At 45.4% G+C, this 24,344-nt stretch carries 15 protein-coding genes and 2 pseudogenes; 9 read left to right on the forward strand and 8 right to left on the reverse strand.

All coding sequences use genetic code 11. From position 1 onward, the window contains the following. Nucleotides 1-156 precede the first annotated feature (156 nt). Nucleotides 157-2,340 (reverse strand): prolyl oligopeptidase family serine peptidase, encoded by a 2,184-nt coding sequence (locus Q4Q52_RS15545; protein WP_311991025.1) that lies wholly within the window; start codon nucleotides 2,338-2,340, stop codon nucleotides 157-159. Between the two features lie 861 nt (nucleotides 2,341-3,201). Continuing rightward, the gene (gene motY / locus Q4Q52_RS15550; RefSeq protein WP_063883092.1) at nucleotides 3,202-4,071 is read right to left on the reverse strand and encodes a flagellar protein MotY; all 870 of its coding nucleotides are present in this window, start codon (nucleotides 4,069-4,071) and stop codon (nucleotides 3,202-3,204) included. A gap of 141 nt (nucleotides 4,072-4,212) precedes the next feature. Between motY and rnt the strand changes: the two genes are divergently transcribed. After that, nucleotides 4,213-4,884, forward strand: a complete 672-nt coding sequence (gene rnt, locus Q4Q52_RS15555; protein ID WP_311898924.1) for a ribonuclease T — start codon at nucleotides 4,213-4,215, stop codon at nucleotides 4,882-4,884. Nucleotides 4,885-4,984: 100 nt separating this feature from the next. Here rnt and Q4Q52_RS15560 read toward each other — a convergent pair whose 3' ends face one another. Next, on the reverse strand, nucleotides 4,985-5,590 hold the full coding sequence (locus Q4Q52_RS15560) for a peroxiredoxin C (RefSeq protein WP_006081247.1): 606 nt from the start codon (nucleotides 5,588-5,590) through the stop codon (nucleotides 4,985-4,987). 388 nt (nucleotides 5,591-5,978) lie between these two features. On the opposite strand from Q4Q52_RS15560, the gene Q4Q52_RS15565 reads away from it, so the two are divergent. Continuing rightward, nucleotides 5,979-7,298, forward strand: a complete 1,320-nt coding sequence (locus Q4Q52_RS15565) for a Na+/H+ antiporter family protein (RefSeq protein ID WP_311991026.1) — start codon at nucleotides 5,979-5,981, stop codon at nucleotides 7,296-7,298. A gap of 184 nt (nucleotides 7,299-7,482) precedes the next feature. Here Q4Q52_RS15565 and Q4Q52_RS15570 read toward each other — a convergent pair whose 3' ends face one another. Together Q4Q52_RS15570 and upp are read right to left on the reverse strand one after the other, a co-directional pair. Then, nucleotides 7,483-8,889 carry a GGDEF domain-containing protein gene (locus Q4Q52_RS15570; RefSeq protein WP_012196903.1) on the reverse strand — a complete coding sequence of 469 codons (1,407 nt, stop codon included), beginning with the start codon at nucleotides 8,887-8,889 and terminating at the stop codon, nucleotides 7,483-7,485. Nucleotides 8,890-9,160: 271 nt separating this feature from the next. Then, the gene (gene upp, locus Q4Q52_RS15575) at nucleotides 9,161-9,787 is read right to left on the reverse strand and encodes a uracil phosphoribosyltransferase (protein WP_006081245.1); all 627 of its coding nucleotides are present in this window, start codon (nucleotides 9,785-9,787) and stop codon (nucleotides 9,161-9,163) included. A 331-nt stretch (nucleotides 9,788-10,118) separates the two neighbouring features. Between upp and purM the strand changes: the two genes are divergently transcribed. The 7 genes and pseudogenes from purM (at nucleotide 10,119) to asnB (ending at nucleotide 18,285) form a co-directional block, all read left to right on the forward strand. Then, on the forward strand, nucleotides 10,119-11,156 hold the full coding sequence (gene purM / locus Q4Q52_RS15580; RefSeq protein ID WP_311991027.1) for a phosphoribosylformylglycinamidine cyclo-ligase: 1,038 nt from the start codon (nucleotides 10,119-10,121) through the stop codon (nucleotides 11,154-11,156). Then, nucleotides 11,156-11,800, forward strand: coding sequence for a phosphoribosylglycinamide formyltransferase (gene purN / locus Q4Q52_RS15585; protein ID WP_006087455.1), 645 nt, complete (start codon nucleotides 11,156-11,158; stop codon nucleotides 11,798-11,800). Before purM ends, purN begins: the two co-directional genes overlap by 1 nt. A 157-nt stretch (nucleotides 11,801-11,957) precedes the next feature. Next, nucleotides 11,958-12,704: an HAD-IIA family hydrolase gene (locus tag Q4Q52_RS15590; RefSeq protein WP_311991028.1), complete on the forward strand. Its 747-nt coding sequence runs from the start codon at nucleotides 11,958-11,960 to the stop codon at nucleotides 12,702-12,704. Nucleotides 12,705-13,018: 314 nt separating this feature from the next. Beyond that, complete coding sequence (locus Q4Q52_RS15595; RefSeq protein ID WP_311991029.1) at nucleotides 13,019-13,828, forward strand: nucleotide-binding protein; 810 nt, start codon at nucleotides 13,019-13,021, stop codon at nucleotides 13,826-13,828. Nucleotides 13,829-13,923: 95 nt separating this feature from the next. Further along, nucleotides 13,924-14,114: pseudogene (locus tag Q4Q52_RS15600) on the forward strand (HAD hydrolase-like protein); the annotation flags it as partial. Between the two features lie 241 nt (nucleotides 14,115-14,355). Further along, on the forward strand, nucleotides 14,356-16,032 hold the full coding sequence (locus Q4Q52_RS15605; protein ID WP_311991030.1) for a M28 family metallopeptidase: 1,677 nt from the start codon (nucleotides 14,356-14,358) through the stop codon (nucleotides 16,030-16,032). Nucleotides 16,033-16,620: 588 nt separating this feature from the next. Continuing rightward, nucleotides 16,621-18,285, forward strand: a complete 1,665-nt coding sequence (gene asnB, locus Q4Q52_RS15610) for an asparagine synthase B (protein ID WP_259589375.1) — start codon at nucleotides 16,621-16,623, stop codon at nucleotides 18,283-18,285. Between the two features lie 196 nt (nucleotides 18,286-18,481). On the opposite strand, the gene Q4Q52_RS15615 is transcribed toward asnB, so the two are convergent. The 3 genes and pseudogenes from Q4Q52_RS15615 to Q4Q52_RS15625 all read right to left on the reverse strand — a co-directional run bounded on the left by Q4Q52_RS15615 (nucleotide 18,482) and on the right by Q4Q52_RS15625 (nucleotide 24,282). Then, entirely contained in the window at nucleotides 18,482-19,618 is a 1,137-nt protein-coding gene (locus Q4Q52_RS15615) for a DUF6363 domain-containing protein (RefSeq protein WP_311991031.1), read from the reverse strand. A gap of 235 nt (nucleotides 19,619-19,853) precedes the next feature. Next, nucleotides 19,854-22,104, reverse strand: a pseudogene (locus tag Q4Q52_RS15620) (TonB-dependent siderophore receptor). A gap of 387 nt (nucleotides 22,105-22,491) precedes the next feature. Beyond that, the gene (locus Q4Q52_RS15625; RefSeq protein WP_311991032.1) at nucleotides 22,492-24,282 is read right to left on the reverse strand and encodes an acyl-CoA dehydrogenase C-terminal domain-containing protein; all 1,791 of its coding nucleotides are present in this window, start codon (nucleotides 24,280-24,282) and stop codon (nucleotides 22,492-22,494) included. Between the last annotated feature and the right edge of the window lie 62 nt (nucleotides 24,283-24,344).

Here is a 24,344-nt window from a genome sequence, read left to right on the forward strand (position 1 = left end):
TTTTGGTTGAAAAATTGACGCTTACTATACCTAGGGAAACAAGACTTGTGAATGACCCGACGAAGATATAGATAGGAATAGCGCGGGTTTCAGATGAATAGGAGCAATTGTAAAAAACAATGGGGTCAAAGGACCCCATTTTATTAACATAGTTAGTTATTTTGCGATAGTTTGTGGCAGTGTTAAGCCAAAACTCTGCCACAAGAAACTGTAGATATCGGCAAATTCGTCAATCTTCATCGCCGTTGGTTTACCCGCTCCGTGACCCGCATTAGACTCGATACGCATAATCACAGGTTCAGTGCCTTGTTGCTTATCTTGCAACATGGCCGCAAACTTGAAACTGTGCAATGGCACGACGCGATCATCATGATCGGCCGTCATTACCATAGTCGCTGGGTAAGCTTGCTCTTTCACATTGTGATAAGGCGAATAAGCCAATAGCGCTGGGAATTGATCGGCTTTATCGGCACTGCCATATTCACTCGTCCAAGCCCAACCGATAGTGAACTTGTGGAAGCGCAGCATATCCAGTACGCCCACCGCAGGTAATACCGCGGCGAAAAGTTCAGGGCGTTGAGTTACCGCAGCGCCCATCAACAGACCACCGTTACTGCGGCCATAGGCACCTAACTTAGTGCTATTAGTGTATTTTTCACTCACTAGATATTCCGCGGCGGCAAAATAGTCATCAAACACATTTTGCTTTTTATCGAACATACCCGCTTGATGCCAGCTTTCACCGTATTCAGCGCCGCCACGTAAACTCGGCACAGCGTAAATACCGCCCATATCTAACCAAGCAATGTTGGCCGGACTAAAGCGTGGTGTCATCGAAATGGCAAAGCCACCATAGGCATACAGTAATGTTGGGTTTTGACCGTTCTTCACTAGGCCTTTTTTGTAGGACAGCATCATAGGCACACGCGTGCCGTCTTTACTGCGATAAAACACTTGCTCAGAAACATAGTCATCGGGATTAAACGATACTTTAGGTTTGGCAATTACGCTTGATTCAGCGGTTTTAAAGTCAAACTTATAGGTGGTTTCAGGTTGAATATAGCTATTAAACACATAATAGAAATAGTCTTTGCTTGCTTTACCAAAAGGCCCAGCCACATTGCCTTGACCAGGTAATGCCACGTCTTGGCGTTTCTGCCCACCCATGCTGTAAATCGATAATTGACCTAATACATCATGTAAATAACTCACCACTAAATGGTCATTAATTATGGCGACGTTATTTATCGGATCTGTAGACTCTGGAATAATGGTTTGCCATTGGGATTTATCGCTATTGCGGGTATCAATCGCAATCACTTTCCCATTAGGCGCATCTAAGTCGGTTTTAAAATAAAACACTGAACCATCATTACCGAGAAACTCATATTCAGCTTCTAAGTTGAGGATCAATTCCACCACTTGTGATTTAGGCTCAAATAAGGATTTATAGAAGAAACGATTACGCTTATCCGTACCTTGAGAAATCGACAGTAATAAGTATTCGCCTTTCTCGGATACCTCGATACCAAAGCCCCAATCTTTATTCTGTGGGCGCTCGTAAATCAATAAATCTTGGCGCTGATCTGTGCCTAATTTATGGTAATACACTTTTTGGTTGAAATTAACGTCGGCTAAGACATCTCCACCCGCAGGGGCATCATAGCGAGCATAAAACACACCTTGGTTTTCTTTATCCCAGACTGCGCTAGAAAATTTAATCCATTTCAATTCATCGGCAAGTTTCTTACCGGTTGCGATATCAACAAATTGCCATTGCTGCCAATCTGAGCCCGAATTTGACACGCCATAGGCTAAAATTTTACCGTCATTACTCACTGCAACACCTGATAGTGCCACAGTGCCATCCGCAGACAGTTTGTTTGGATCGAGAACTGGCTTTTCAACGCCATCTAACCCTTTTACATACAAAACAGATTGCGCCTGCAGGCCATCATTACGGTAGTAAAATTGATTGTCGCCATTCTCAAATGGGGCGGAGACTTTTTCGTAATTCCACAACTCAGTGATGCGATCGACCACAGCTTGTTTATTGGGGATCTTGGCTAAATAGGCTTGACCGAAGGCTTGTTGTTCTTTAACCCAAGCTTCCGTTTCTGGCGTATTGGCCTCTAAATGGCGGTAAGGGTCCGCCACGGCAACACCGTGAATGGTTTCGACGAGATCATCTTTTTGAGTCACAGGATAAACCAATTTATTTGCGCTTGCCTGCTCAGTCGAATTTTGTTCAGGTGCATTGCCACTTTGGCAGGCACCGAGTGCCATTCCCAATGTGGCCACTAACAAACCTTGCTTTGCAAGGCGAAATCGTAATGCCATCTTGTTATCGTCCTTCTTGTGGTTTCGGGCTTAAGGCCTTTTCAGCAAGTACTATACAAGCAAAAAAAATCATGGCAATGCCGTAACTTAATAAGAAGATTTTTAGGTTGTATCGCAGATTTAACAAAATGGCAGCAAGGATAAGCTTATTGAAGTGTATTATTATGCACTAATAGTGATTTATAAGTTATTAATCAAGGTAAATAGTGACTTAAGTGACATAGATCACCTTTGCTTTCATTAGAATTACTAATGTTTATGGGCAATTTTTCTCGTTTGTTTTACCGTCGAGTTCGCCATAGAATGTGCTTGTTTTCAGGAGATACCTGCTTGCAGATATCGAAAACAAAGAACTTTTAAACTGGTGTGTTCCCAACACTTCAGTTTCTTCCCTGGTTCTTATGCTTGACTTCCTTCCTTCAATTTGTTGATTGCAAATGCATTATTTTTGCGGCCCGCTTAGTTTAAGCGGGCTTTTTTTTATCTATTTCAAACACCATCCTACTTACGACGATATCAAGCTTTAAATCGCTATCACTATTCATGCCCTAGCCTCACTTTAGTTTTATTTGCGGCTTAACGATTACCTGCTCGCGAACATCACAAATAAGAAAAACTCATAATCCCATTCAAAGCTCGCTGATGCTGCAAAGGTTGAGGTTGAGGTTGAGGTTGAGGTTGAGGTTGAGGTTGAGGTTGAGGTTGAGGTTGAGGTTGAGGTTGAGGTTGAGCGAAATACTGCCAAGCTATCCAAAAATAACCACCTCCGCATCTATAAATAACAACGCCAAGTCAGTGACTTGGCATTGGATTGGGCTTAACTATATTGATGTGGCACAGGTTAAACAGTGCACAAATACACTACAAAGGCTTACTGATCCGTATCACAACGCGGCGGTTACGTGCCCTTTCATCCATATCATCGTTCGAAGCCACATGACGGCGCTCACCGTGCCCTACAGTAACGATACGATCTTGCGGAATACCGCTGGCAACAAAGAAATCTTTTACCGACTCCGCCCGTTTATCCGAGACTTTTTGGTTAACTGAACGGCCACCGTAACTGTCGGTATACGCATCCACCAGCACTAGCTCCACCAAAGGATCATAGGCTAAGTATTCTTGAACCCGAGACAGTTGCTGCTGGGAGAAACGAGTTAAATCGGTTCCGCCTTCATCATAGTTCAGCACAGTAAATGCGATATCTTCAAAACTATAGGGCAACAGGTGTGCTAGACAAGCTTTGAACTCGCTATATTTACGGCCAAAATTAACCGATGACAAACCCACAGCGATCTTATTTGACTCGTTATACCAATCAGCATAGTAAAACGTCGGTTCCATACCGCGACTCAACTCAGCCAACATAGACCAAGCGGCACGTTTAGGCACCTCACCATTAAAGTACTTTTGATAATGCAGTGAAGTGATTTCTTTTGAGACCACTCCCGGCCGCCACTGCGGCGCGCGGCTAATTAACTTAGCTTGCGTGACTTGGTCCGGTTTTACCCACATGTCTAAGGTAAAATTCATATTCTGCTGCTTACCCGCTTCGCTGGTAAAAATTGCTTTACCGTAAGAAGGGATATCATGCTCGAGGCGACAAACGATGGGAGAATTCTCGCTCACTCGCCATTGGGAATCACTTAAAGAGGCGACATAATGGCGCAACTCTGCCGTTGCAGTTGCTGGAACGCATAAAATTGATACTAATATCAGTTTTCGCCACATAGCCTTTACTCATGTTTAATCGGTTACATGGCTTTATCGGCAAACTATTTAGTTCCTTTAGCTCATAAAACCATCAATCAAGCATGACACACCCCAACACATTTAGCATAATAGCGCCTTGTGAATTTTCTAGAGTACTTTATGAGTGACATTTGCGACGCGAACAAATTGAAATACCGATTTCGAGGCTACTTTCCCGTAGTCATTGATGTCGAAACTGCGGGCTTCAACTCTCAAACCGATGCGTTGCTAGAAATTGCCGTCACCCTACTGAAAATGGACAATGAAGGCGTGATAGGAATCGACAAAACCCTACACTTCCACATTGAGCCCTTTGAAGGCGCAAATTTAGAACCCGAAGCGTTAGCATTCAACGGCATTGATCCCACTAATCCGTTACGCGGAGCTGTGAGCGAGAAAGAAGCCTTTTTAGAAATCTTTAAAGCAGTGAAAAAAGCCCAAAAAGCCTCTGACTGCCATCGCAGTATCATAGTGGCGCATAATGCCGCCTTTGATCATGGTTTTGTGAGTAAGGCGATTGAACGTTGCGACTTAAAACGCTCGCCGTTTCATCCTTTTGCTACTTTCGATACTGCTACACTCGCCGGACTTGCCATAGGTCATACGGTACTTGCCAAAGCATGCATCATGGCGGGCATTCCCTTCGATAATAAAGAAGCCCATTCTGCGCTATATGATACCGAACGTACCGCAGAGCTTTTTTGTCACATAGTGAATCGTTGGAAATCATTAGGCGGCTGGCCGTTACTGGCCGTAGATGCGCTGGATGCACAAAGCGATACTGAGGAATAAGTTTAGCGGTTCACGCTAGACCTTAAGTCATTTAAAAACAAAAAAGCTGCCATTGGCAGCTTTTTTCATTTAACAGACAACTGTGATTAACAAGTACTAATTACAGTGAGCTTGCGTTTTCAGACAGGTAAGCAGCAACACCTTCAGTGCTTGCATTCATACCTTTATCGCCTTTTTCCCAGCCAGCAGGACATACATCGCCGTGCTCTTCGTGGAATTGCAGTGCGTCGATCATACGTAGCATTTCATCAACGTTACGGCCTAATGGCAGATCGTTAACAACTTGGTGACGAACCATGCCTTCTTTGTCAATCAGGAATGAACCACGGAAAGCCACACCCGCTTCTGGATGCTCAACATCGTATGCTTTACAGATTTCATGTTTAACGTCAGCCACTAGCGTGTACTTAACTTGGCCAATACCGCCTTTTTCAACTGGGGTGTTGCGCCATGCGTTGTGAGTGAACTGAGAATCGATAGACACACCAATCACTTCTACGCCACGCTTAGTGAACTCTTCCATACGGTGATCAAATGCGATCAACTCTGATGGACAAACGAAAGTGAAGTCAAGTGGATAGAAGAATACGACTGCTGGTTTGCCTTTGATGGCTGCAGTTAAGTTGAAGCTATCAACGATTTCGCCAGAACCTAATACAGCTGCAGCAGTAAAATCAGGAGCCTGACGGCCTACTAATACGCTCATTTTATATCTCCATCTATGAGTTGAACTAAGTGTAAGGCAAGATGCCCTTTCGCCAGTATGCTCTCCTCAACCTAGGTCGAGTTAAATCCTTACTGATTAAAAGGTGTTCTTACCAATCAAATCTTTAGGCATTATAAGTCGTGTGCAGTGCCTTACAACCTATTTAAGACCAATATCACATTTTTCAAGGGCATTTCCGTTTTGCCTGACTAAGGATAGAGCAATCTGCGTATCCTGTGTGCGCAGCAATCCACATTCGGCTAACAGACAAAACCCAGCATGATCACATTTTCAGATATTTTTCAGATAAGCCCTCGGCAAACTGGACATCGACGGCCTTTGCAGTCAAAAATAGCGTCTTTGGCTTAAAGAATTAAGAAAATTGACTATGAATGCAGTCGTTATTGCAGTGTGCTTAATGTTGGCACTCAGTTTAGCTAGGGTGAATGTAGTTATCGCCCTCACCGTGAGCGCCCTTGTGGCGGGACTTGTGGGCGGAATGGATCTGCACCAAACCATAGATGCCTTTAATACGGGCTTAGGTGGCGGCGCGCAAATTGCGCTCAGTTATGCATTATTAGGTGCCTTTGCTGTCGCACTATCGCACTCTGGCTTAACCACGCTGATCTCAAGAAGCATCATCAGTAGTCTTGGGCAAGATCCTAATCCCACCAACACTAACTGGGTTCGCTGGTTACTGCTGTTATCGCTACTTGTCATGTCGATGGCCTCGCAGAATATTTTACCTATTCATATCGCCTTCATTCCGATTTTAGTGCCACCACTGTTACATGCGATGACCAAGCTGAATATCGACCGTCGTTTAGTTGCTTGTGTTTTGACCTTCGGTCTGGTCACAACCTATATGATTTTACCGATTGGATTTGGTGGCATTTTCTTAAATGACATTCTGCTTTCCAACTTAACCAGTAATGGCTTAGCGGCTGTACGTGAGCAAATTCCACCAGCCATGTTAATTCCAGCGGCGGGCATGATAGTCGGGTTACTGACAGCTGTGTTTATCAGTTACCGTAAACCTAGGATCTACGATGAGGCCAAAGTATTGGTTGCAGAGCCAGAAGAAACCCTCAATAAACGCAATATTATCATTGCCGCAGTGGCGATATTAGCCACCTTAGTGGTGCAACTTGAAACCGATTCGATGATTTTCGGCGCCTTAGTCGGCTTCATGATTTTCAGTTTCTCGGGCGCCTTAAAGCATGTCGCCGACCAAGATATTTTCAATCAAGGCGTGCGCATGATGGCCAACATCGGCTTTATCATGATTTCTGCCGCAGGTTTTGCCGCAGTAGTGAAAGAAACCGGTGAAGTGGGCACGCTTGTGGCTTCGCTTAGCGACATCATTGGTGATAATAAAGCCCTCGCCGCCTTCTTGATGCTGCTAGTAGGTCTACTGATCACGATGGGGATCGGCTCGTCTTTCTCCACCATTCCGATTATCGCGACCATTTATGTGCCATTGGCGTTAAGTTTTGGTTTTTCAGTGGCGGCGACAATCGCTTTAGTCGGCACCGCCGCAGCGCTGGGTGATGCGGGCTCGCCAGCATCGGATTCCACCTTAGGTCCTACTGCGGGTTTGAATGCCGATGGTCAACACGACCACATTCGTGACAGCGTGATCCCCACCTTCATCCACTACAATATTCCACTGTTAGTGTTTGGCTGGATTGCGGCCATGGTGTTGTAAACACGATTGAAGGGATTGAATAGCAGTAATAGAAATTAACGACAGCGCGGACATTCTCCGCGCTGTTTTTTATTGCCGGCTGCAACTTTATTGCGGTCACGTGACGAATTCACTCGATGATTAACTCAATAGCTAACTCAATATCAATAGTTAACGCAATAAATAGCCTGATAACTAACAATAGTTACCGTGTCGCTTCGAGCTTACGGCTACCCTGCTTATTCTTTTTATCCTCATACAGCGCTTTATCCGCCGCTTGCAGCACGGCCTCAAAGTTTGCATAGTCTTGGGAATCAGCGGCACCGCAGGAAACGGTCAACACATTTAAAAACTGCCGCTCTGCGACCGCTTGACGTAAATGTTCAGCCAATACCAAAGCCCGTTCAAAAGTACAATTAGCTAAGATGACGACAAACTCATCACCGCCGGTTCTGATTAACAAATCGTTTTCTCGAAATACGCCGCGCATTGCATCGACAATTTGCATGATCGCCATGTCCCCGAGTTTATGCCCGTAGGTATCATTAATGGTTTTGATTTTATCGCCATCCACACAGATCACAGCGTAATGCCCCTTAGTTGCGACATCAAACAGCGTGGTCTCATAGACTTTCTTATTGTAGGTGCGAGTAAAAGCATCCAATAACATCGCTTCACTAAACCGTTGGCGCTCAGTACGAAGTTTCCTAAGACGATTGATATTAATTTGAACGAAGAAGATCACGATAGATAACAAAAACCACAGGGGCAAATTCCACACAATAAAACGAAATATACTGATTTTGTATGTCAGTGAAGTCATGTTATCTAAATGATTTGTCATCGAATAAAACAAGAACTCCGGCGTCAGTTCAGCCCAAAGGCTATCTGTCGTGATCACCAGCTCAGTGCCATAATCTGTATTCTGCCATTCCACATGTTTATTACGCATAAAACCCGACGTCATAAAGGCCGTGTCGGCAATCACATCACCAATAAAATGATTAGGATCGCTAGATGATGTAATCGGCGAGGCCATAGATAAAATGACTTTACCAGTCACTTCATCTTGATAAGGAATGGATAACACTATGCCATCGGCCAAGGACTCTGGCGTCGCGTCTTTCGCACAATAGTGCAGGCTCTGACAAAACTCATTTGTCGAAGTACGGTCATTAATCAGCCGCGCTTTTACGTCCTCTGGGATTGGGGTTGCAAAATACACAGCATCACTACGATAAAGCCCCACATACAGGAAAATATCTTCTGCATTTGTCTTTTTACTGGAGTAGAGATAATCAAAGTAGCGTAAGACTTGCGCTTCTTCAGCAGAAAGCTCCACCCCTTGGGGCAGCATTAATCGGGTGGGATCGAGCTGAAAAGGCGCTAAAGAAGATTTATTGAAATCAATGATATCGTGCAGGGATAAGCTTTTACCGAGCAGTTCAATATAGCTCGGTGTGATTTGCTTTGTTTTTACAAAAGACACAAAGGATTGGTGTTCTCTATCGATTTTAAACGGCAATAGGATCAGCAAGAATATGACAAACAAGAGGGTCGCAAGTGCAAGTGACCGACGTAATAACAACCAGTTGAGTGCCGAATGTCCCATAATCCCTCTTAATTCTTGTTATACCGACAATATGCCTTGCCCAAAACTTAAGTAATGTCCCATTAAACCACAAAATAAACCAATAAAAACAACTGCAATTGCGAATAACTATTTGTCTTAATGCTAAACTTTAGCAGCTTAAAACAAAGTTGTTATAACTGTGGCAAACAAAAAACAAAAAGGGAGCCTAGGCTCCCTTACTGAGTACATCCGCTCAACTGAGCATCAGCTACGCTAATTATTTAGCAACTTTGATTTTTAACAGCTTTGGTTATTTAGTACCAAAGATTTTATCGCCCGCATCACCAAGACCTGGCAGGATATAGCCCTTCTCATTGAGGCACTTGTCGATAGCAGCGGTATATAACTCGATATCAGGATGCGCCGCTTCTAACGCTTTGATCCCTTCAGGTGCAGCCACTAACACTAAGGCTTTGATTGAAGTACAACCGCGTTTCTTCAATAAGTCGACGGTCGCAATCATAGAGCCACCAGTCGCGAGCATTGGGTCGACAACTAAGGCGATACGCTCGTTCATGTCGCTGGCGAGCTTTTCAAAGTAAGGCACAGGCTCAAGGGTTTCTTCGTCACGGTAAATGCCGACAACTGAAATACGCGCACTAGGAATATGCTCAAGCACACCGTCCATCATGCCCAAACCCGCACGTAAAATCGGCACAACAGTGACTTTTTTACCTTTGATTTGGTCGACTTCAACCGGACCGTTCCAGCCTTCAATCGTCACCGTTTCAGTTTCGAAATCTGCGGTAGCTTCATAGGTTAATAAACTGCCCACTTCGGCGGCTAGCTCACGGAAACGTTTAGTGCTAATGTCACCTTCACGCATTAAACCGATTTTGTGACGCACTAAAGGATGTTTAACCTCGACAACTTTCATTTTTCTCTCCTACTTTATTTTTCGGCGTATTATTTTAGGCAAATTTTTCAGATTCTAGTTGATTTGTTTACTAGGTAAAACATAAAGTTTTGCCATTAGGCCTAATCGTGAGCTATCTCCCAAGAATAATTCCCAATCGCCTAAGATACGTACCTTAATTTACTATTTTGTGACCAATCTCAAGACCTCAGAAACTGAAATACAGTTTTACTCGGCCAAAAATACTGCGCCGAGGGGCATAAATCCAAATCATGACTTTCGACCCCTAGCACAAGCTGGTAGAATACCGCCGCATAAAATCCAATAACGATGTACCCGAGAGGATCCCTCCGTGAGCACACCTACCCCACTGAGCTATAAAGATGCCGGCGTTGATATTGATGCAGGTAATGCACTGGTAAGTAACATTAAAGCAGCCGTTAAACGTACCCGTCGTCCAGAAGTTATGGGCAACTTAGGTGGTTTTGGCGCCCTGTGTGAAATCCCCACTAAATACAAGCAACCAGTTTTAGTGTCTGGCACCGACGGTGTTGGGACTAAATTACGTTTAGCTATCGACTATAAAAAACATGACACAGTCGGCATAGACTTAGTTGCTATGTGTGTGAACGATTTAATCGTTCAAGGTGCTGAGCCACTGTTTTTCCTCGATTACTATGCAACGGGCAAGCTGGATGTTGAAACCGCGACGTCTGTTGTCAACGGTATCGGCGAAGGTTGTTTCCAATCTGGTTGTGCGTTAATCGGCGGTGAAACCGCTGAAATGCCAGGCATGTACGAAGGTGAAGATTACGACCTAGCAGGTTTCTGCGTAGGCGTAGTTGAAAAAGCCGACATCATTGACGGTAGCAAAGTTGCAGCGGGTGATGCGCTTATCGCATTAGCCTCGAGCGGCCCTCATTCAAATGGTTACTCTTTAGTACGTAAAGTATTAGAAGTGAGCCAAGCAGACCCTCAACAAGATCTCAATGGCAAACCGCTAATTGAACATCTACTTGAGCCAACTAAAATTTACGTGAAATCATTGCTGAAACTGATCGCAGCATCAGACGTACATGCAATGGCACACATTACTGGCGGCGGCTTCTGGGAAAACATCCCACGCGTACTACCAGATAATTTAAAAGCGGTTATCCAAGGCGATTCATGGCAATGGCCTGCTGTTTTCAGTTGGTTAATGAAAAATGGCAACATTGCAGAATATGAAATGTATCGCACCTTCAACTGTGGCGTCGGCATGTTAGTCGCGCTGCCAGCCGATAAAGTGGATGCAGCACTTGCATTACTGGCTGCAGAAGGCGAACAAGCTTGGCTGATCGGTGCTATCGCAGATCGTGAAGGCAATGAAGAGCAAGTGGAGATCCTGTAATGCCCCAGAGCTGTCGTGTAGTTGTATTAATTTCCGGAAATGGCAGTAACCTGCAAGCGATTATCGACGGTTGCGACGATAATCTACAGGCCGAAGTTGTCGGAGTCATCAGTAATAAACCCGATGCCTATGGCCTAGTGCGCGCCCATCATGGCGAAATTGATACCAGCTGCGTGATAGCTCACCAAGGTGAATCTCGCTCTGAATACGATGCGCGTTTAATGACAGTCATCGAACAGTACCAACCCGATTTAATCGTGTTGGCAGGATTTATGCGGATCTTAACCGATGATTTCGTGAATCATTATCTAGGTCGCATGATCAATATCCATCCGTCACTGTTACCGAAATACACTGGCTTAAACACCCATCAACGTGCTATTGACGCTAACGACAGCGAACATGGTGCCAGCGTGCATTTTGTCACGCCAGAGCTTGATGCAGGTCCGGTGATTTTACAGGCAAAAGTGCCTGTTTATGAAGAAGATACCGCTGACATGCTCGCCGCCCGCGTGCATGAGCAAGAACATGCCATTTATCCACTCGTGGTGAAATGGTTTAGTCAGCAACGTCTTAACATGCAAAACGGCCAAGCCTATCTTGATGGCAATCTCATCGGCCCAAGCGGTTACGCGCCTGATTAGTTTCGCTTAAAAGCAATGGTAGCGAGATCACAAATGGAGACCTTAAGGTCTCTATTTTTTTAACTATTTTCCACAAAAGCATTGTTTTCTGGGGCAATGTGGCATTAGATAACTTAACGAAAAGTGATTTTTGCTCGGCATGACAAGAGACTATTAGATGAAAAATATTATCTGCGATATCGATGGTGTACTACTGCACGACAATAAACTGATCCCCGGCAGCGACAAATTTATCCAGCGCATTTTAAAACAAGGCAATCCGTTAGTCGTCCTGACGAACTATCCCGTACAAACGGGAAAGGATCTGCAAAACCGTTTAAGCGCCGCCGGTATTGATATTCCTGAAGAATGCTTTTATACCTCCGCCATGGCAACCGCTGACTTTTTACAGCACCAAGAAGGCAGTAAAGCCTATGTCATTGGCGAAGGCGCCCTAACCCACGAACTCTATAAAGCAGGCTTTACCATTACCGACATCAACCCCGATTTTGTGATTGTCGGTGAAACCCGCTCCTACAATTGGGAAATGATCCATAAAGCCGCAGCTTTTGTGGCAGGTGGCGCCCGCTTTATTGCAACCAACCCTGACACTCACGGCCCAGCTTACAGCCCAGCCTGTGGCGCGCTATGTTCGCCAATAGAACGCATTACTGGTAAGAAACCCTTCTACGTGGGCAAACCGAGCGCATGGATCATTCGCTCGGCGCTAAATCATATTGATGGACACTCGGAAGACACTGTCATCATAGGCGACAATATGCGCACCGATATTTTAGCGGGCTTCCAAGCGGGGCTTGAAACCATTCTGGTCACCAGTGGCGTGAGTAAACTTGAAGATATCGACAAAGAGCCTTTCCGCCCGAACCATGTGTTTGCCTGCGCGGGTGACATCGATGTTGTTTAAAACTGCACTTTAATTAAACTCATTTCCCAATGTGTGCCCTGTGCTTACAGCGCTGGGCACCATAAACTAAATAGAGGCTGTTCATAACTCTGTGTCAGGTTAATTTCACAAATCAATGTGGTTTTCTAAGCGTCTCTTAAAATGGATTGAAAGCTGTGACAGTGTCAAATTCCAATTGTGGATAGAGTTACTAGTAACACCTCTAGAACGGCATCACAAACCTCATTTTAAAACAGCTAGTTATCACCCTACTTCTTGCCATATCTACATCACGCGATAGAATGCTTCTAATAGCATTGTTTTGTGAGGCATGGATGGATAAGCAAGAGATTATTGATGGATTAGATAGACTTAAAGAACGACTACTAAGCGACGTTTATACATCATTTAATGATCGAGGTGCTAACTACGGTGCACGCAGATTTGTAAAATGGAAACATGTTACTACGGCTTTTCTTGAAGAGAATATGCCTCGAGAAGTTAAACACTTTAATGCTTTGTTCGTGGTTTATGCTGTTTTATTACGCCGAACAGAAAGCGATGCTGACTATTTCTGGATAACTGATGGAGAGAAAACATATTCATATTTAGATTCGTTAATTCTTGATATCCAAAATGATGAATATGATTTCACCCCAATCAATAAGGAAGTTAAACAAGTGGAAGCAACACCTAAAGAAAAATCAAAAAACGTGTTTATCGTGCATGGACACAACAACGAAGTCAAAGAGCGAACCGCCCGCTTCATCCAAAAGTTAGGTTTTGAACCAATCATTCTTCACGAACAAGCTAGTGGCGGCAGCACTACAATCATCGAAAAAATCTTGGAGTATGCTAAGACAACTGACTTCGCGATTGTCCTCTACACCGCTGATGATGTAGGTGGAATAAAGAATACAGAACCGAGCGATCTAAAACCAAGAGCAAGACAAAATGTTGTCTTCGAACATGGCTTATTGATTGGTCTACTTGGGCGAGAAAATGTTGTGCCATTAGTTGCTGATAACATTGAGATACCAAACGACATTAGTGGTGTGGTTTACGTCAGAAATGACTGGCAAACAGCTATAGCTAAAGAAATGAAGAAAGCAGGTTACGAGATCGACTTCAACAAGCTTTTCTAAGTTTTGATTGAAAGCCCTTACTAAACACATCAGCGTATTGTTGTTACAGTAAGGGTTACATCCTAAGTCAGTTGCCAATCATTACCGATATTCCCCCCAACAACCACGGTCCAGCTTACAGTCCGGCCTGTGGAGCCATGTGTTCACCGATATTCTGGCGGATTTTTAAGCAGGGCTTGAGACCATTCTGGTCACTAGCGGCGTGAGTAAGCTTGAAGATATCGACAAAGAACCTTTCCGCCCGAACCATGTGTTTGCCTGCGCGGGCGACATCGATGTTGTTTAAACAATTATCTAAACCTTTGGCCACCCCTGCGTAACCACTCATTCTGCGAGTCATTCCAACATTACCTATGCAACACGCCTCACCCAAAGGCGTATTGCATAGGGTAAAGCAACATTAAGTAACACATTCACCTGCCGCTCAGCCTTGTGGCTCGCTGCGGCTTGCTTCATGATAAGTCTCGCTTCTGATTGATTAACAGAAATCTAAAATTCCTTAATTAAAACAACAGTAGGATTAACCTATGCGACGTCTGTATCCACTCTGTGCGCTGGTTATGCTCAGTGCCTGTAGTCCGAATGCATCACAGCCTGATAGCAACAGCACCTTGGCTGAACTCAAACCAGTGCAGTTTAATGAAGCACGCTTTAGAAATGATATTAAAGCCCTGTCATCCGATGAATTTGAAGGTCGTGCGCCGACCACTCACGGTGAAAAACTCACCTTGGACTATTTGACTAAAGCCTTTACAGAGATGGGACTCAAGGGCGCGTACCAAGGCAGCTTTTTGCAACCTGTGCCTATGGTGAGCTATACCGCAGATGAAGCGCAGCAAGTTACGCTGGCAGGATTACCCTTTAAATACCGAAAAGATCTAGTGCTCAGCAGTCGCCACGATAACGGTGGTATTAGTATTGAGAACGCACCATTAGTCTTCGTCGGCTATGGGGTGAACGCACCCGAATATGGTTGGAATGATTACCAAGATCTCGACATGAAAGGCAAAATCGCGGTGATCTTGGTGAACGATCCCGGCTTTGCTCGCCCTGACTCGGGTAAATTCAATGGCAAAGCCATGACCTATTACGGCCGCTGGAGCTATAAGTTTGAAGAGGCCAGCCGTCAAGGCGCCCTTGGTGCACTGATCATCCATGATACTGAGCCCGCCTCTTATCCTTGGTCTGTGGTAGAAAATAGCTGGACTGGGCCACAACAAGATCTAGTGCTGAGTAAAGCAGAACAAGATAGTCGCATTCAAGTCGAAGGCTGGCTTACATTAGACGCAGCAACCCAACTTTTTGATAAATCTGGTTTATCACTGCCGAGCTTGATGGCGCGTGCCGCCGACAGCCCAATTAATGTCCCCCTTGAGCAAACGGCCAGTATCGCCTTTAAAAATAAAGCCGAATACGCGAATAGCTACAACGTAGTCGCCACGCTCCCCGGCAGCACACAAGCCGACGAGCATATCCTCTATACCGCCCATTGGGATCACATAGGTAAAGACGAGACGAAAGCAGGCGATCAGATTTACAACGGTGCCATGGACAATGCCTCAGGCACTGCCGGCATTCTCGAAATCGCCAGACAATTAGCCGACAATGCGAAACAAGGCCACGGTTTAGCGCGCTCGGTCACCTTTATTGCCACCACAGGTGAAGAACAGGGCTTACTCGGTTCACGCTATTACGCCGCTAATCCACTTTATCCTATCGACAAAACCGTGGCAGTATTAAACCTCGACAGCACCAATATCTACGGCAAAACCAATGACTTTACGATTGTCGGCAAAGGGAAATCTGAGTTAGAAACTTACCTTATCAATGCGGCGAAACAACAAAACCGCATCGCCATGGGTGAGAAAAATCCCGCTTCGGGCGGTTTCTTCCGTTCAGATCATTTCAGCTTTGCCAAACTGGGCGTGCCAGCGGTCTTTGCCGGCGGCGGTAGCGACCCCGTTGATGATGCCACGGCGGCTTATAAAACTCAGATGCAAGCCACAATGAAAGGCTGTTATCACAATGTCTGCGATGAATACCATGAAGACTGGGATTTGAGCGGCGCGCTGCAAGATTTGCAAGTCTACTACCAAGTCACGCGCACATTGGGTAGCAGCAAAGATTGGCCGGGATACTATCAAGGCACAGAGTTTAATAGCCTGCGCCCAGCTAAAACGACGCTTGTGACAGATGCAAAATAGCAGCTTTTATCAGTGACAGCTTGTGAGAGGCGACTTGGTTAGTCGTCTCTTATTGACGCATGCTAGTCGCACCTGCGAAATAAAGCGCCATCTCTGCCTGTAAGCCAAAGCACCAGACAAGATTGAAAAGCACGTGAACCATTCACGTGCTTTTTTTGTTTTCAGCTCACAAACAATGCCGTTATCGCGAAATATCCATCCTGCGACACCATTCTGCATAGGCTTATGCCATTGGTTGATGTCAAACTCGGCGCATTAATTGATTAAAAATAAAACACTTAAACGAGCCAACTCATTATTTATGGTCTTTTTTAACGGTTTTTCTGTCATCGACACTTTTTTAAAACACATTGTGAATTCCCCAAAACCCCTCACGCCAAATCAGACAATAAAAACAAATCATCAAAAATAACGTAAATTAAATGAATTATTCTCAAACAAAAGCATTAAACATAAACACCTAAATCAACAAAAACACCAATAAACAGATAAAACATCAAAAATAGTGTTTGGCAAATACCTAAATTGCTGGCACATTAAACCTCAATTGAGACATCCTCAAATGACAGACAGTGTGGGAGTTGTACTATGTGTTCAATCTTTTCGATTTTAGATATCCAATCTGATGCCAAAGAACTGCGCCAAGTCGCGCTAGAAATGTCTAAGCTAATGCGCCACCGTGGCCCTGACTGGTCAGGTATTTATGCCAGTGATAAGGCAATTCTTGCCCACGAACGTTTAGCGATTGTTGACATTGAACACGGTGCTCAGCCGCTACTGACCGAAGATGGCAGTTTGATCCTTGCGGTCAACGGCGAAATCTATAACCACAAAGAATTGAAAGCCCAGCTAGGCGATAAGTACAGCTATCAAACCAACTCTGACTGCGAAGTCATTCTGGCGCTGTATCAAGAATATGGCACTGACTTCCTTGATAAATTAAACGGTATCTTCGCCTTTGTGTTATATGACAAAGCCCAAGACAGATACCTTATCGGCCGCGATCACATGGGGATCATCCCGCTATACACAGGCCGTGACGCTGCGGGTAACTTCTATGTTGCCTCTGAAATGAAAGCGCTGATGCCAGTGTGTAAAACGGTAGAAGAGTTCTTACCGGGCCAGTATCTGTATTCAAAAGATGGTGAAGCCGTTAAATACTATAGCCGCGATTGGCAAAACTATGATGCGGTTAAAGATAACCCAGCCAGCCAAGAAGAATTACGTGACGCATTAGAAGCGGCGGTCAAACGCCAATTAATGTCAGACGTACCCTATGGTGTGTTGCTATCAGGCGGCTTAGATTCATCGATCATTTCCGCCGTGACGCAAACCTTTGCTAAACGCCGCATTGAAGACGATGGCGAAACCAACGCTTGGTGGCCACAGTTGCATTCTTTTGCTGTCGGCCTTGAAGGTGCGCCAGATTTAATCGCCGCCAAAAAAGTCGCAGATGCCATTGGTACGATTCACCATGAGATCCATTTCACCTTCCAAGAAGGCTTAGATGCGATTAAAGAAGTGATCTATCACTTAGAAACCTACGATGTCACCACCATACGTGCCGCGACACCTATGTATTTAATGGCGCGTAAAATCAAAGCCATGGGCATCAAAATGGTGTTATCGGGTGAAGGTGCTGACGAGCTATTTGGCGGCTATTTATACTTCCATAAAGCGCCAAACGCACAGGCATTCCACGAGGAATTAGTCCGCAAACTCGATAAGCTGCATCTGTTCGATTGTCTGCGTGCCAACAAAGCCATGGCCGCTTGGGGATTAGAAGCCCGTGTGCCCTTCCTCGATAAAGAGTTTATGGATGTGGCGATGCGCATCAACCCAGAAGCAAAAATGTCTAAGGATGGTCGTATCGAGAAACACATTCTGCGCCAAGCCTTTGAGCATAAATTGCCAAAAGAAGTGGCGTGGCGTCAAAAGGAACAATTCAGTGACGGCGTCGGCTACTCTTGGATTGACGGTTTGAAAGAACAAGCTGCAGCGCGGGTGGATGATTTACAATTGGCAAACGCGAAATTCCGTTTCCCATACAACACGCCAGAAACTAAAGAAGCCTATTTCTATCGCTGCTTCTTTGAGGAACATTATCCATTGAGCGGCGCCGCTGAAACGGTTCCAGGTGGTAAATCCGTCGCCTGTTCAACGCCAGAAGCATTAGCTTGGGACGAAAGCTTACGCGGCATTATCGACCCATCGGGCCGAGCAGTACGCTCTGTACACACCTCAAGTTATTAATAGCCTAACGTTAAAGTGCTCAGTTGATAAACTAGGTTAATACGCTAAATTAAAAAGCTAAGTGAATCAGCTGGATTGATAAACTGGTTAAGATAGCCAACCACAAAAGCCACCCTAGGGTGGCTTTTGTATTTCGATGCTGTTTACTTTTATTGCTTACTCGTGCACATAATTGTGTCTTAACTCTAGAATTAAACTAGGCCGACAGCGCACTGAATGGCTTGATTTGAGCCTGAGCCAGGGTATGGGCATTAGTATGAACTTGAGTGTGTATTTGAGAGTGAGCCTGAGTATGAGTATGAAAATGAACATTCATCTGCGTCAACGCCATCGGATCTAAGCTTAAAAACTGCTTTCCGGCACTCATGCCCGCATGGTAATCATGGCGTAAATCGGCATCGGTGCTACCCAGTAACTTACTCTGCAAATTTTCAGCGGCAAAAATCTGTACTATCTCCACATCCTCTGGCGGATTTGCCATAAAATCCAATTCATCCTGATAGGCTTGTTCGTGCTGCACTAAATAATCTATGGTTTTCGGGCAAAAACCAGAAACACAAATCCAAGATTTAAGTTTATGCACCCAAGCCGATTGCGCCTGAAAATCCTCACTCACAGTGCGGATCACCACAATTTTACGGGCACCACGACGATAGGCCTCCCGCACAGGTAAAGGCGCAGCTAAGCCGCCGTCGAGATAAAAATCACTGTCGATAGCTTCGCTCAATGCTGCGCTGTGATGCGACCCGCTATGATTAGCCGCGCCGTTATTACAGGCCTTGTCACTATTACAGGCATTATCATTTAGCCAAGGCGTGAGTTTCACACCTTGTTTATACAAAAATGGCAATGCGCTGGAGGCTTTAAGCAATTCGCGCCATTGGCTTTTACTGCTTGGACTTAAAAAATAACCCTTGCGATCACTGGCATTGATAGTGGTGATCAGTAACTGCCGATCACCGAGTGAGGCTGTCGCCGCGTTAAGATCTAATTTAAACATCCCTTGTCGCGTCTGCTCAAAATACCAATCTAAATCGACTACATTGCCGCCGACTAACCCCCGACCGAGTCGATAGAAACGTTTATGCCGCGATAAACCGCGGATCAAACGTTTGGCATAACCCTTTTGACGGGCTAAAAAACTGCTGAGATTCTGTGAGCCTGCAGATGTACCAATAAATAAATCAAAGGGATCGAATCCGCCATCAAGCCAAGCATCAAGCACGCCTGCGGTGAAAATACCGCGCTGACCACCACCTTCTGCAATCAGGGCCACCTGTGGGCTAGCGTTAGATTGAGCGTCTTTGGAGGCTAAGTGGCTGACTGCGTGCATAGGGAAACCTTATCGAATAGTTCATATAAGGCGAGTCTAAACAAGACGAATGAGAAAGGATAACGGATAGAAGCTATCATCTTAATAGGAAAATACTATTAAGATAGTGTGCAAGCATTAGCCGGTGATGATAACGACAGCAAATACTGGCAAAAATAATGGCAATGATGAACAAGGTTAGGCAGGTTAGCTTGTTCGTCATCCTTAACGAACAAGCTATTTTCACATCAATGCATTAAAACTTATGACTCAGTTCAAGGGTGATATTACGCGGCTCACCGGGGAAATGGCCATTACGCTCACTAAAACCACTGACGGCATATTCTTTATCGAAGATATTTTTAAGATTTAAGCGAACTTGAGTTTGATCCCACTGGGTCGTCCAGCTCATATCAAAAATCGTATGGGGCTTCACCGTTTGGCCATCGAGGCTGAACTGTTCACCCACGTAATCCATACCAAAGGCAATCGCCGAATCGATTGCATTGATATCGTAACGAGTCCATATTCCCGCTTGATGACGCGGCGCATTGGCAAAGTGCTTACTGTCGAAGGTATTGGTTAAATTGTCGTTCGTCACCCCTTTAACCACTTCAGTCTCGTTATAGGCATAGTTTGCTGTGACGGTCGGTCAGGTTATCGGTTAAATCCCCCACCAGCGTCCATTCAAGGCCTTGACTGTGTACTTCACCCAAATTAAGTAAAGCGGGAATGCCATCGTCATCGCCAGTATTTAAAGGGTTAGCTTGAGCGACATTTTGTTTTTCAATGCGATACACAGCGAGCGTGGTCATAAACTGGCCATCAAGCCATTCATTTTTCATCCCAAGCTCAATTTGATTGCCCGTTTCTGGATCGAGGAAACCATCACCAATATCTTCCGCTTGATTGGTTAAAGATGCTGGATTAAAGCTCTCTGAGTAATTCAAATAAAAGGACATTGAATCGATTGGGCGATAATTAAGCCCTGCCCTTGGCGTTATCGCGTTATCGCTGAAGGAGAAACCGGTCTTTTTATCATAATCGTCAAACTGGCTGAAACGCAGACCGGCAATCAATGACCACTGTTCATTAAAGTGCAAGTGTTCCTGCACATAAAGGCCAAAACGGTTAGCACGGGTACCGTCGGTATCCATGTCTTTTAATTGATAAGTACTAGGATCCGTCTCACCATAGTTAAGGTCAAAAATATTTAGGTTACCCACGCCTTCCTTGCTGGTCGCGAGCTTGTAATGGTACTCGGTTTCCACATAGTGATAATCGCCACCGAACAGGAACTCATGTTCAAAACCTAAGGCATCGAATGCATAAACAAAATCATTGGTTAAACTGATTTCATCATTTGCCCGTGCTTGCACTCGGTATTCACGCTTAATGGTGCCATCTGCACTATTGGCTTTACCATCACCATTTACATCGACCCAACCTCTCGATTCATGATATTGCTGCGTGGAATCATTATTCAGATAGCGGATCTGCGTCTTGACCGAGAAATTATCGGTAAATTGATGATCGAGAATCGATTGCAGCACCAGCGCATCCATCTTCTGGAAGTCACTCTTCTCATTGGCATTATAGGATGGCGCAACGAGGAAGTTACCGTCATTATCGACAGGCACGCCGCGCAATCGATTGCCGCCTAAATCCTGCTTAATAATATCGAAAGTGGTGGTGAGCTTAGTATCATCACTGATTTCGTAGAGTAACCCACCCGCCACTTCGGCATTTTGGCTATCTGCATTATTGCGAAAGCTATCTTCCTGCTGATAATAGGCGCCAAAACGATAGGCAAGATTTTGGGTTAAGCCACCGGTGAAATCCAGCGAGCCGCCCATCATATCCTCGCTGCCCGTGCTTAAGGTCAGCTCTTTGCTCTCGACAAACGTCGGTTTTTTAGTGACATAGTTAATCATGCCGCCAGGTTCACCGCCGCCATAAAGTGCGGATGCAGGACCTTTTAACACTTCAACCCGCTGCACATTAAAGAGTTGCGGCACAGAAAATCCCGAATAGGGATCGCCCCTTACCCCATCATAAAAAACGTTGGCATCGTCGCGGAAACCGCGAAAGGTCACGCCCGAATAACTAAACTCACTCACGCCCGCAATAGAGCGGTATAAATCGGTAATATTGCGCGCGGCTTGGTCAACGATTAACTGCTCGGTCAGCACTTGCACCGACTGCGGCAATTCCATCACATTAATCGCCGTCTTAGTGCCAACTGTCGTTTCTTTATCGACGTACATTTGCATTGCACGGCCATGGACAGCAATACGCTCAGGTGCTGCGAGTGTTATCTCCCCATCGGCTGCGGATTGAGTCGATGCAGGAGTTGCAACGGGGGAGCTCGTAGACAAGGTCTGCTGTGGAGCCTCTTTATCGAGTACGGTTTCAGCGGCAAATGCCGACTGATGTTGAGCGAGTGCAAGTGCGATTAATGAGTAGGCGAAACGAGTCTTCACAGAATGTCCCCAGCGCGAGCGCATAAAAATGGCATAAACCAAAGGGTTTACAAATGTATTCAAACGAATTGGCCGTCATTATAAAGAATGATTTGTGAATGCCAATAATTATCATTCGGATTTACATAAGTGTGAAATCTGTTAGGTAAATAGCTAGCGTCAGCTCACATTATCCTTGTGATATTTGGTTATGACTTAAACGAAACAGAGGTTCAGCCGCACAGACCTTAGATAGAAATTTTAATGTGGGACAAGCAAGAGACTCACAGTATCGAGCTCAATACTGGCGTGGAACCGAAGAATGAAAACAAGTTAAAGATTTAAACTATACAAAAATAAAAACCAGCGACAATGCGCTGGTTTTTGAGCTGTTCTTAAGCAAAGGCTTCACTCAGCCTATATGGTGAATGCTTAAAAGATTGCTTCATCCAATTGTGTGAGCATTTCACTCGCCTGCTCGATTTGCTTACGCAGACTGCGACCTTGCACCGCCCAGTAAGCCATGTAGAAATCAGCAGTTTTCAATTTAGCTTGGTAAAATGCGGTTTCTTCAATGCCCTGCTCCAGCGCCGCTAATGCCACCGCGGCACTTCTGGCCCACATCCACGCCAGTGCCGTCACCCCAAATAACTCCAAATAGGCCATTGAAGCTGCGCCAATAATGTCTGGATTGGTCGCCGCATGGGTCGCTAAATAACCACTTGCCTTTTGCAAATCACCCGCACAATCCATTAAGCCACTCACATAGGGTTGCATCCCCGCATTCGTGCTATGTGACTTAATGAACTCAGTCACTAATGCCGACCATTTCTGCATCGCCGCGCCGCGGTCGCTAAGTAACTTACGCCCCACTAAATCCAGCGCCTGAATGCCGTTAGTGCCTTCATAAATCAGCGCAATACGGCTATCGCGCACAAATTGCTCCATGCCCCACTCATGGATATAACCATGTCCACCAAATACTTGCTGCGCATCGACACAGGCATTAAAACCACGGTTAGTGATAAAACCTTTCACAACAGGCGTAAACAGGGCCGCTAACTGGGATGCCGCTTTCGCTTTGGCAGGATCGGTATGGCGCTCAGCTTCATCGAGCCACAAAGCTTGTTGTCCAACTAAGGCTCTTGCGCCTTCATTAAAGGCTTTTTGCGACAGCAACATACGGCGCACATCGCCGTGAACCAAAATCGGATCGGCGGCTTTTTCTGGGGCTTTGGCACCGCTTAAAGCGCGGCTCTGTAATCTGTCTTTGGCATAGGCTAACGCATTTTGATAGGCAATCTCAGAGACACCCAGCCCTTGCACGCCCACGCCTAAACGCGCTTGGTTCATCATAGTAAACATGGCGCGCAGTCCTTGGTGCGGCTCGCCAACAAGCTCGCCAAGCGCGCCTTCAAACACCATCACACAGGTGGAGTTACCGTGAATGCCCATCTTATGTTCAAGGCCGCTGGCATATAAAGTGTTCGGCGCGCCTAGGCTACCATCGCCATTCACTAATACTTTAGGTACCGCAAACAGAGATATGCCCTTCACGCCTTCAGGTGCATCCGGCAAGCGGGCTAATACTAGATGCACTATGTTGTCGGTGAGTTGGTGATCGCCTGAGGAGATAAAAATCTTCTCACCAGTAATAGCAAAAACGCCTTCGGATACAGGCACGGCTTTGGTGCGTAATAAGGCTAAGTCAGTACCAGCGTGGGACTCGGTCAAATTCATTGTCCCAGTCCATTCACCGCTGACTAATTTACTCAAATATTTTTGCTTAAGCGCATCACTACCGTGGGCATGGATGGCGGCATAGGCGCCATGGGTCAAACCAGGATACATGGCAAAGGCCATGTTGGTTGCCGTTTGTATCTCAGTGGCAAAAATCCCCACGACTTCGGGTAGACCTTGGCCGCCATATTCAGGATCGCAGGTCAGCGTCGGCCAGCCATTATCAACAAATTGCCGATAGGCATTATCAAATCCTTCCGGGGTAATCACCTTGCCATCTACCAACTTACAGCCTTGCAGATCGCCGACACTATTGAGCGGCAGCATGACTTCAGTACTAAAGTCGGCCATACCTTGCAGGATCGCATCAACAAGATCTGGATCGATTTCATCGAACCCCTTGAGGGCATCTTGCTGATAAATATGTAACATTTCATTGAGGATAAATTGATAGTCGCGCAGCGGCGCTTGATAGACTGGCATAATCGCTTCCCTTTTCTTGTTAGACTGCAACTCAACTAAGTGATCTGACCACTTTGGTGCTC

Source organism: Shewanella sp. SP1S2-4 (assembly GCF_031932075.1).
Classification (GTDB): Bacteria; Pseudomonadota; Gammaproteobacteria; order Enterobacterales; family Shewanellaceae; genus Shewanella; species Shewanella baltica.

What these genes read in the sequence shown, in the direction of transcription:
- Q4Q52_RS15545 (WP_311991025.1), bottom strand. Translation starts at nt 2,340, where the DNA reads ATGGCATTACGATTTCGCCTTGCAAAGCAAGGTTTGTTAGTGGCCACA.
- motY (WP_063883092.1), bottom strand. Translation starts at nt 4,071, where the DNA reads ATGTGGCGAAAACTGATATTAGTATCAATTTTATGCGTTCCAGCAACT.
- rnt (WP_311898924.1), top strand. Translation starts at nt 4,213, where the DNA reads ATGAGTGACATTTGCGACGCGAACAAATTGAAATACCGATTTCGAGGC.
- Q4Q52_RS15560 (WP_006081247.1), bottom strand. Translation starts at nt 5,590, where the DNA reads ATGAGCGTATTAGTAGGCCGTCAGGCTCCTGATTTTACTGCTGCAGCT.
- Q4Q52_RS15565 (WP_311991026.1), top strand. Translation starts at nt 5,979, where the DNA reads ATGAATGCAGTCGTTATTGCAGTGTGCTTAATGTTGGCACTCAGTTTA.
- Q4Q52_RS15570 (WP_012196903.1), bottom strand. Translation starts at nt 8,889, where the DNA reads ATGGGACATTCGGCACTCAACTGGTTGTTATTACGTCGGTCACTTGCA.
- upp (WP_006081245.1), bottom strand. Translation starts at nt 9,787, where the DNA reads ATGAAAGTTGTCGAGGTTAAACATCCTTTAGTGCGTCACAAAATCGGT.
- purN (WP_006087455.1), top strand. Translation starts at nt 11,156, where the DNA reads ATGCCCCAGAGCTGTCGTGTAGTTGTATTAATTTCCGGAAATGGCAGT.
- Q4Q52_RS15590 (WP_311991028.1), top strand. Translation starts at nt 11,958, where the DNA reads ATGAAAAATATTATCTGCGATATCGATGGTGTACTACTGCACGACAAT.
- Q4Q52_RS15595 (WP_311991029.1), top strand. Translation starts at nt 13,019, where the DNA reads ATGGATAAGCAAGAGATTATTGATGGATTAGATAGACTTAAAGAACGA.
- Q4Q52_RS15605 (WP_311991030.1), top strand. Translation starts at nt 14,356, where the DNA reads ATGCGACGTCTGTATCCACTCTGTGCGCTGGTTATGCTCAGTGCCTGT.
- asnB (WP_259589375.1), top strand. Translation starts at nt 16,621, where the DNA reads ATGTGTTCAATCTTTTCGATTTTAGATATCCAATCTGATGCCAAAGAA.
- Q4Q52_RS15615 (WP_311991031.1), bottom strand. Translation starts at nt 19,618, where the DNA reads ATGCACGCAGTCAGCCACTTAGCCTCCAAAGACGCTCAATCTAACGCT.
- Q4Q52_RS15625 (WP_311991032.1), bottom strand. Translation starts at nt 24,282, where the DNA reads ATGCCAGTCTATCAAGCGCCGCTGCGCGACTATCAATTTATCCTCAAT.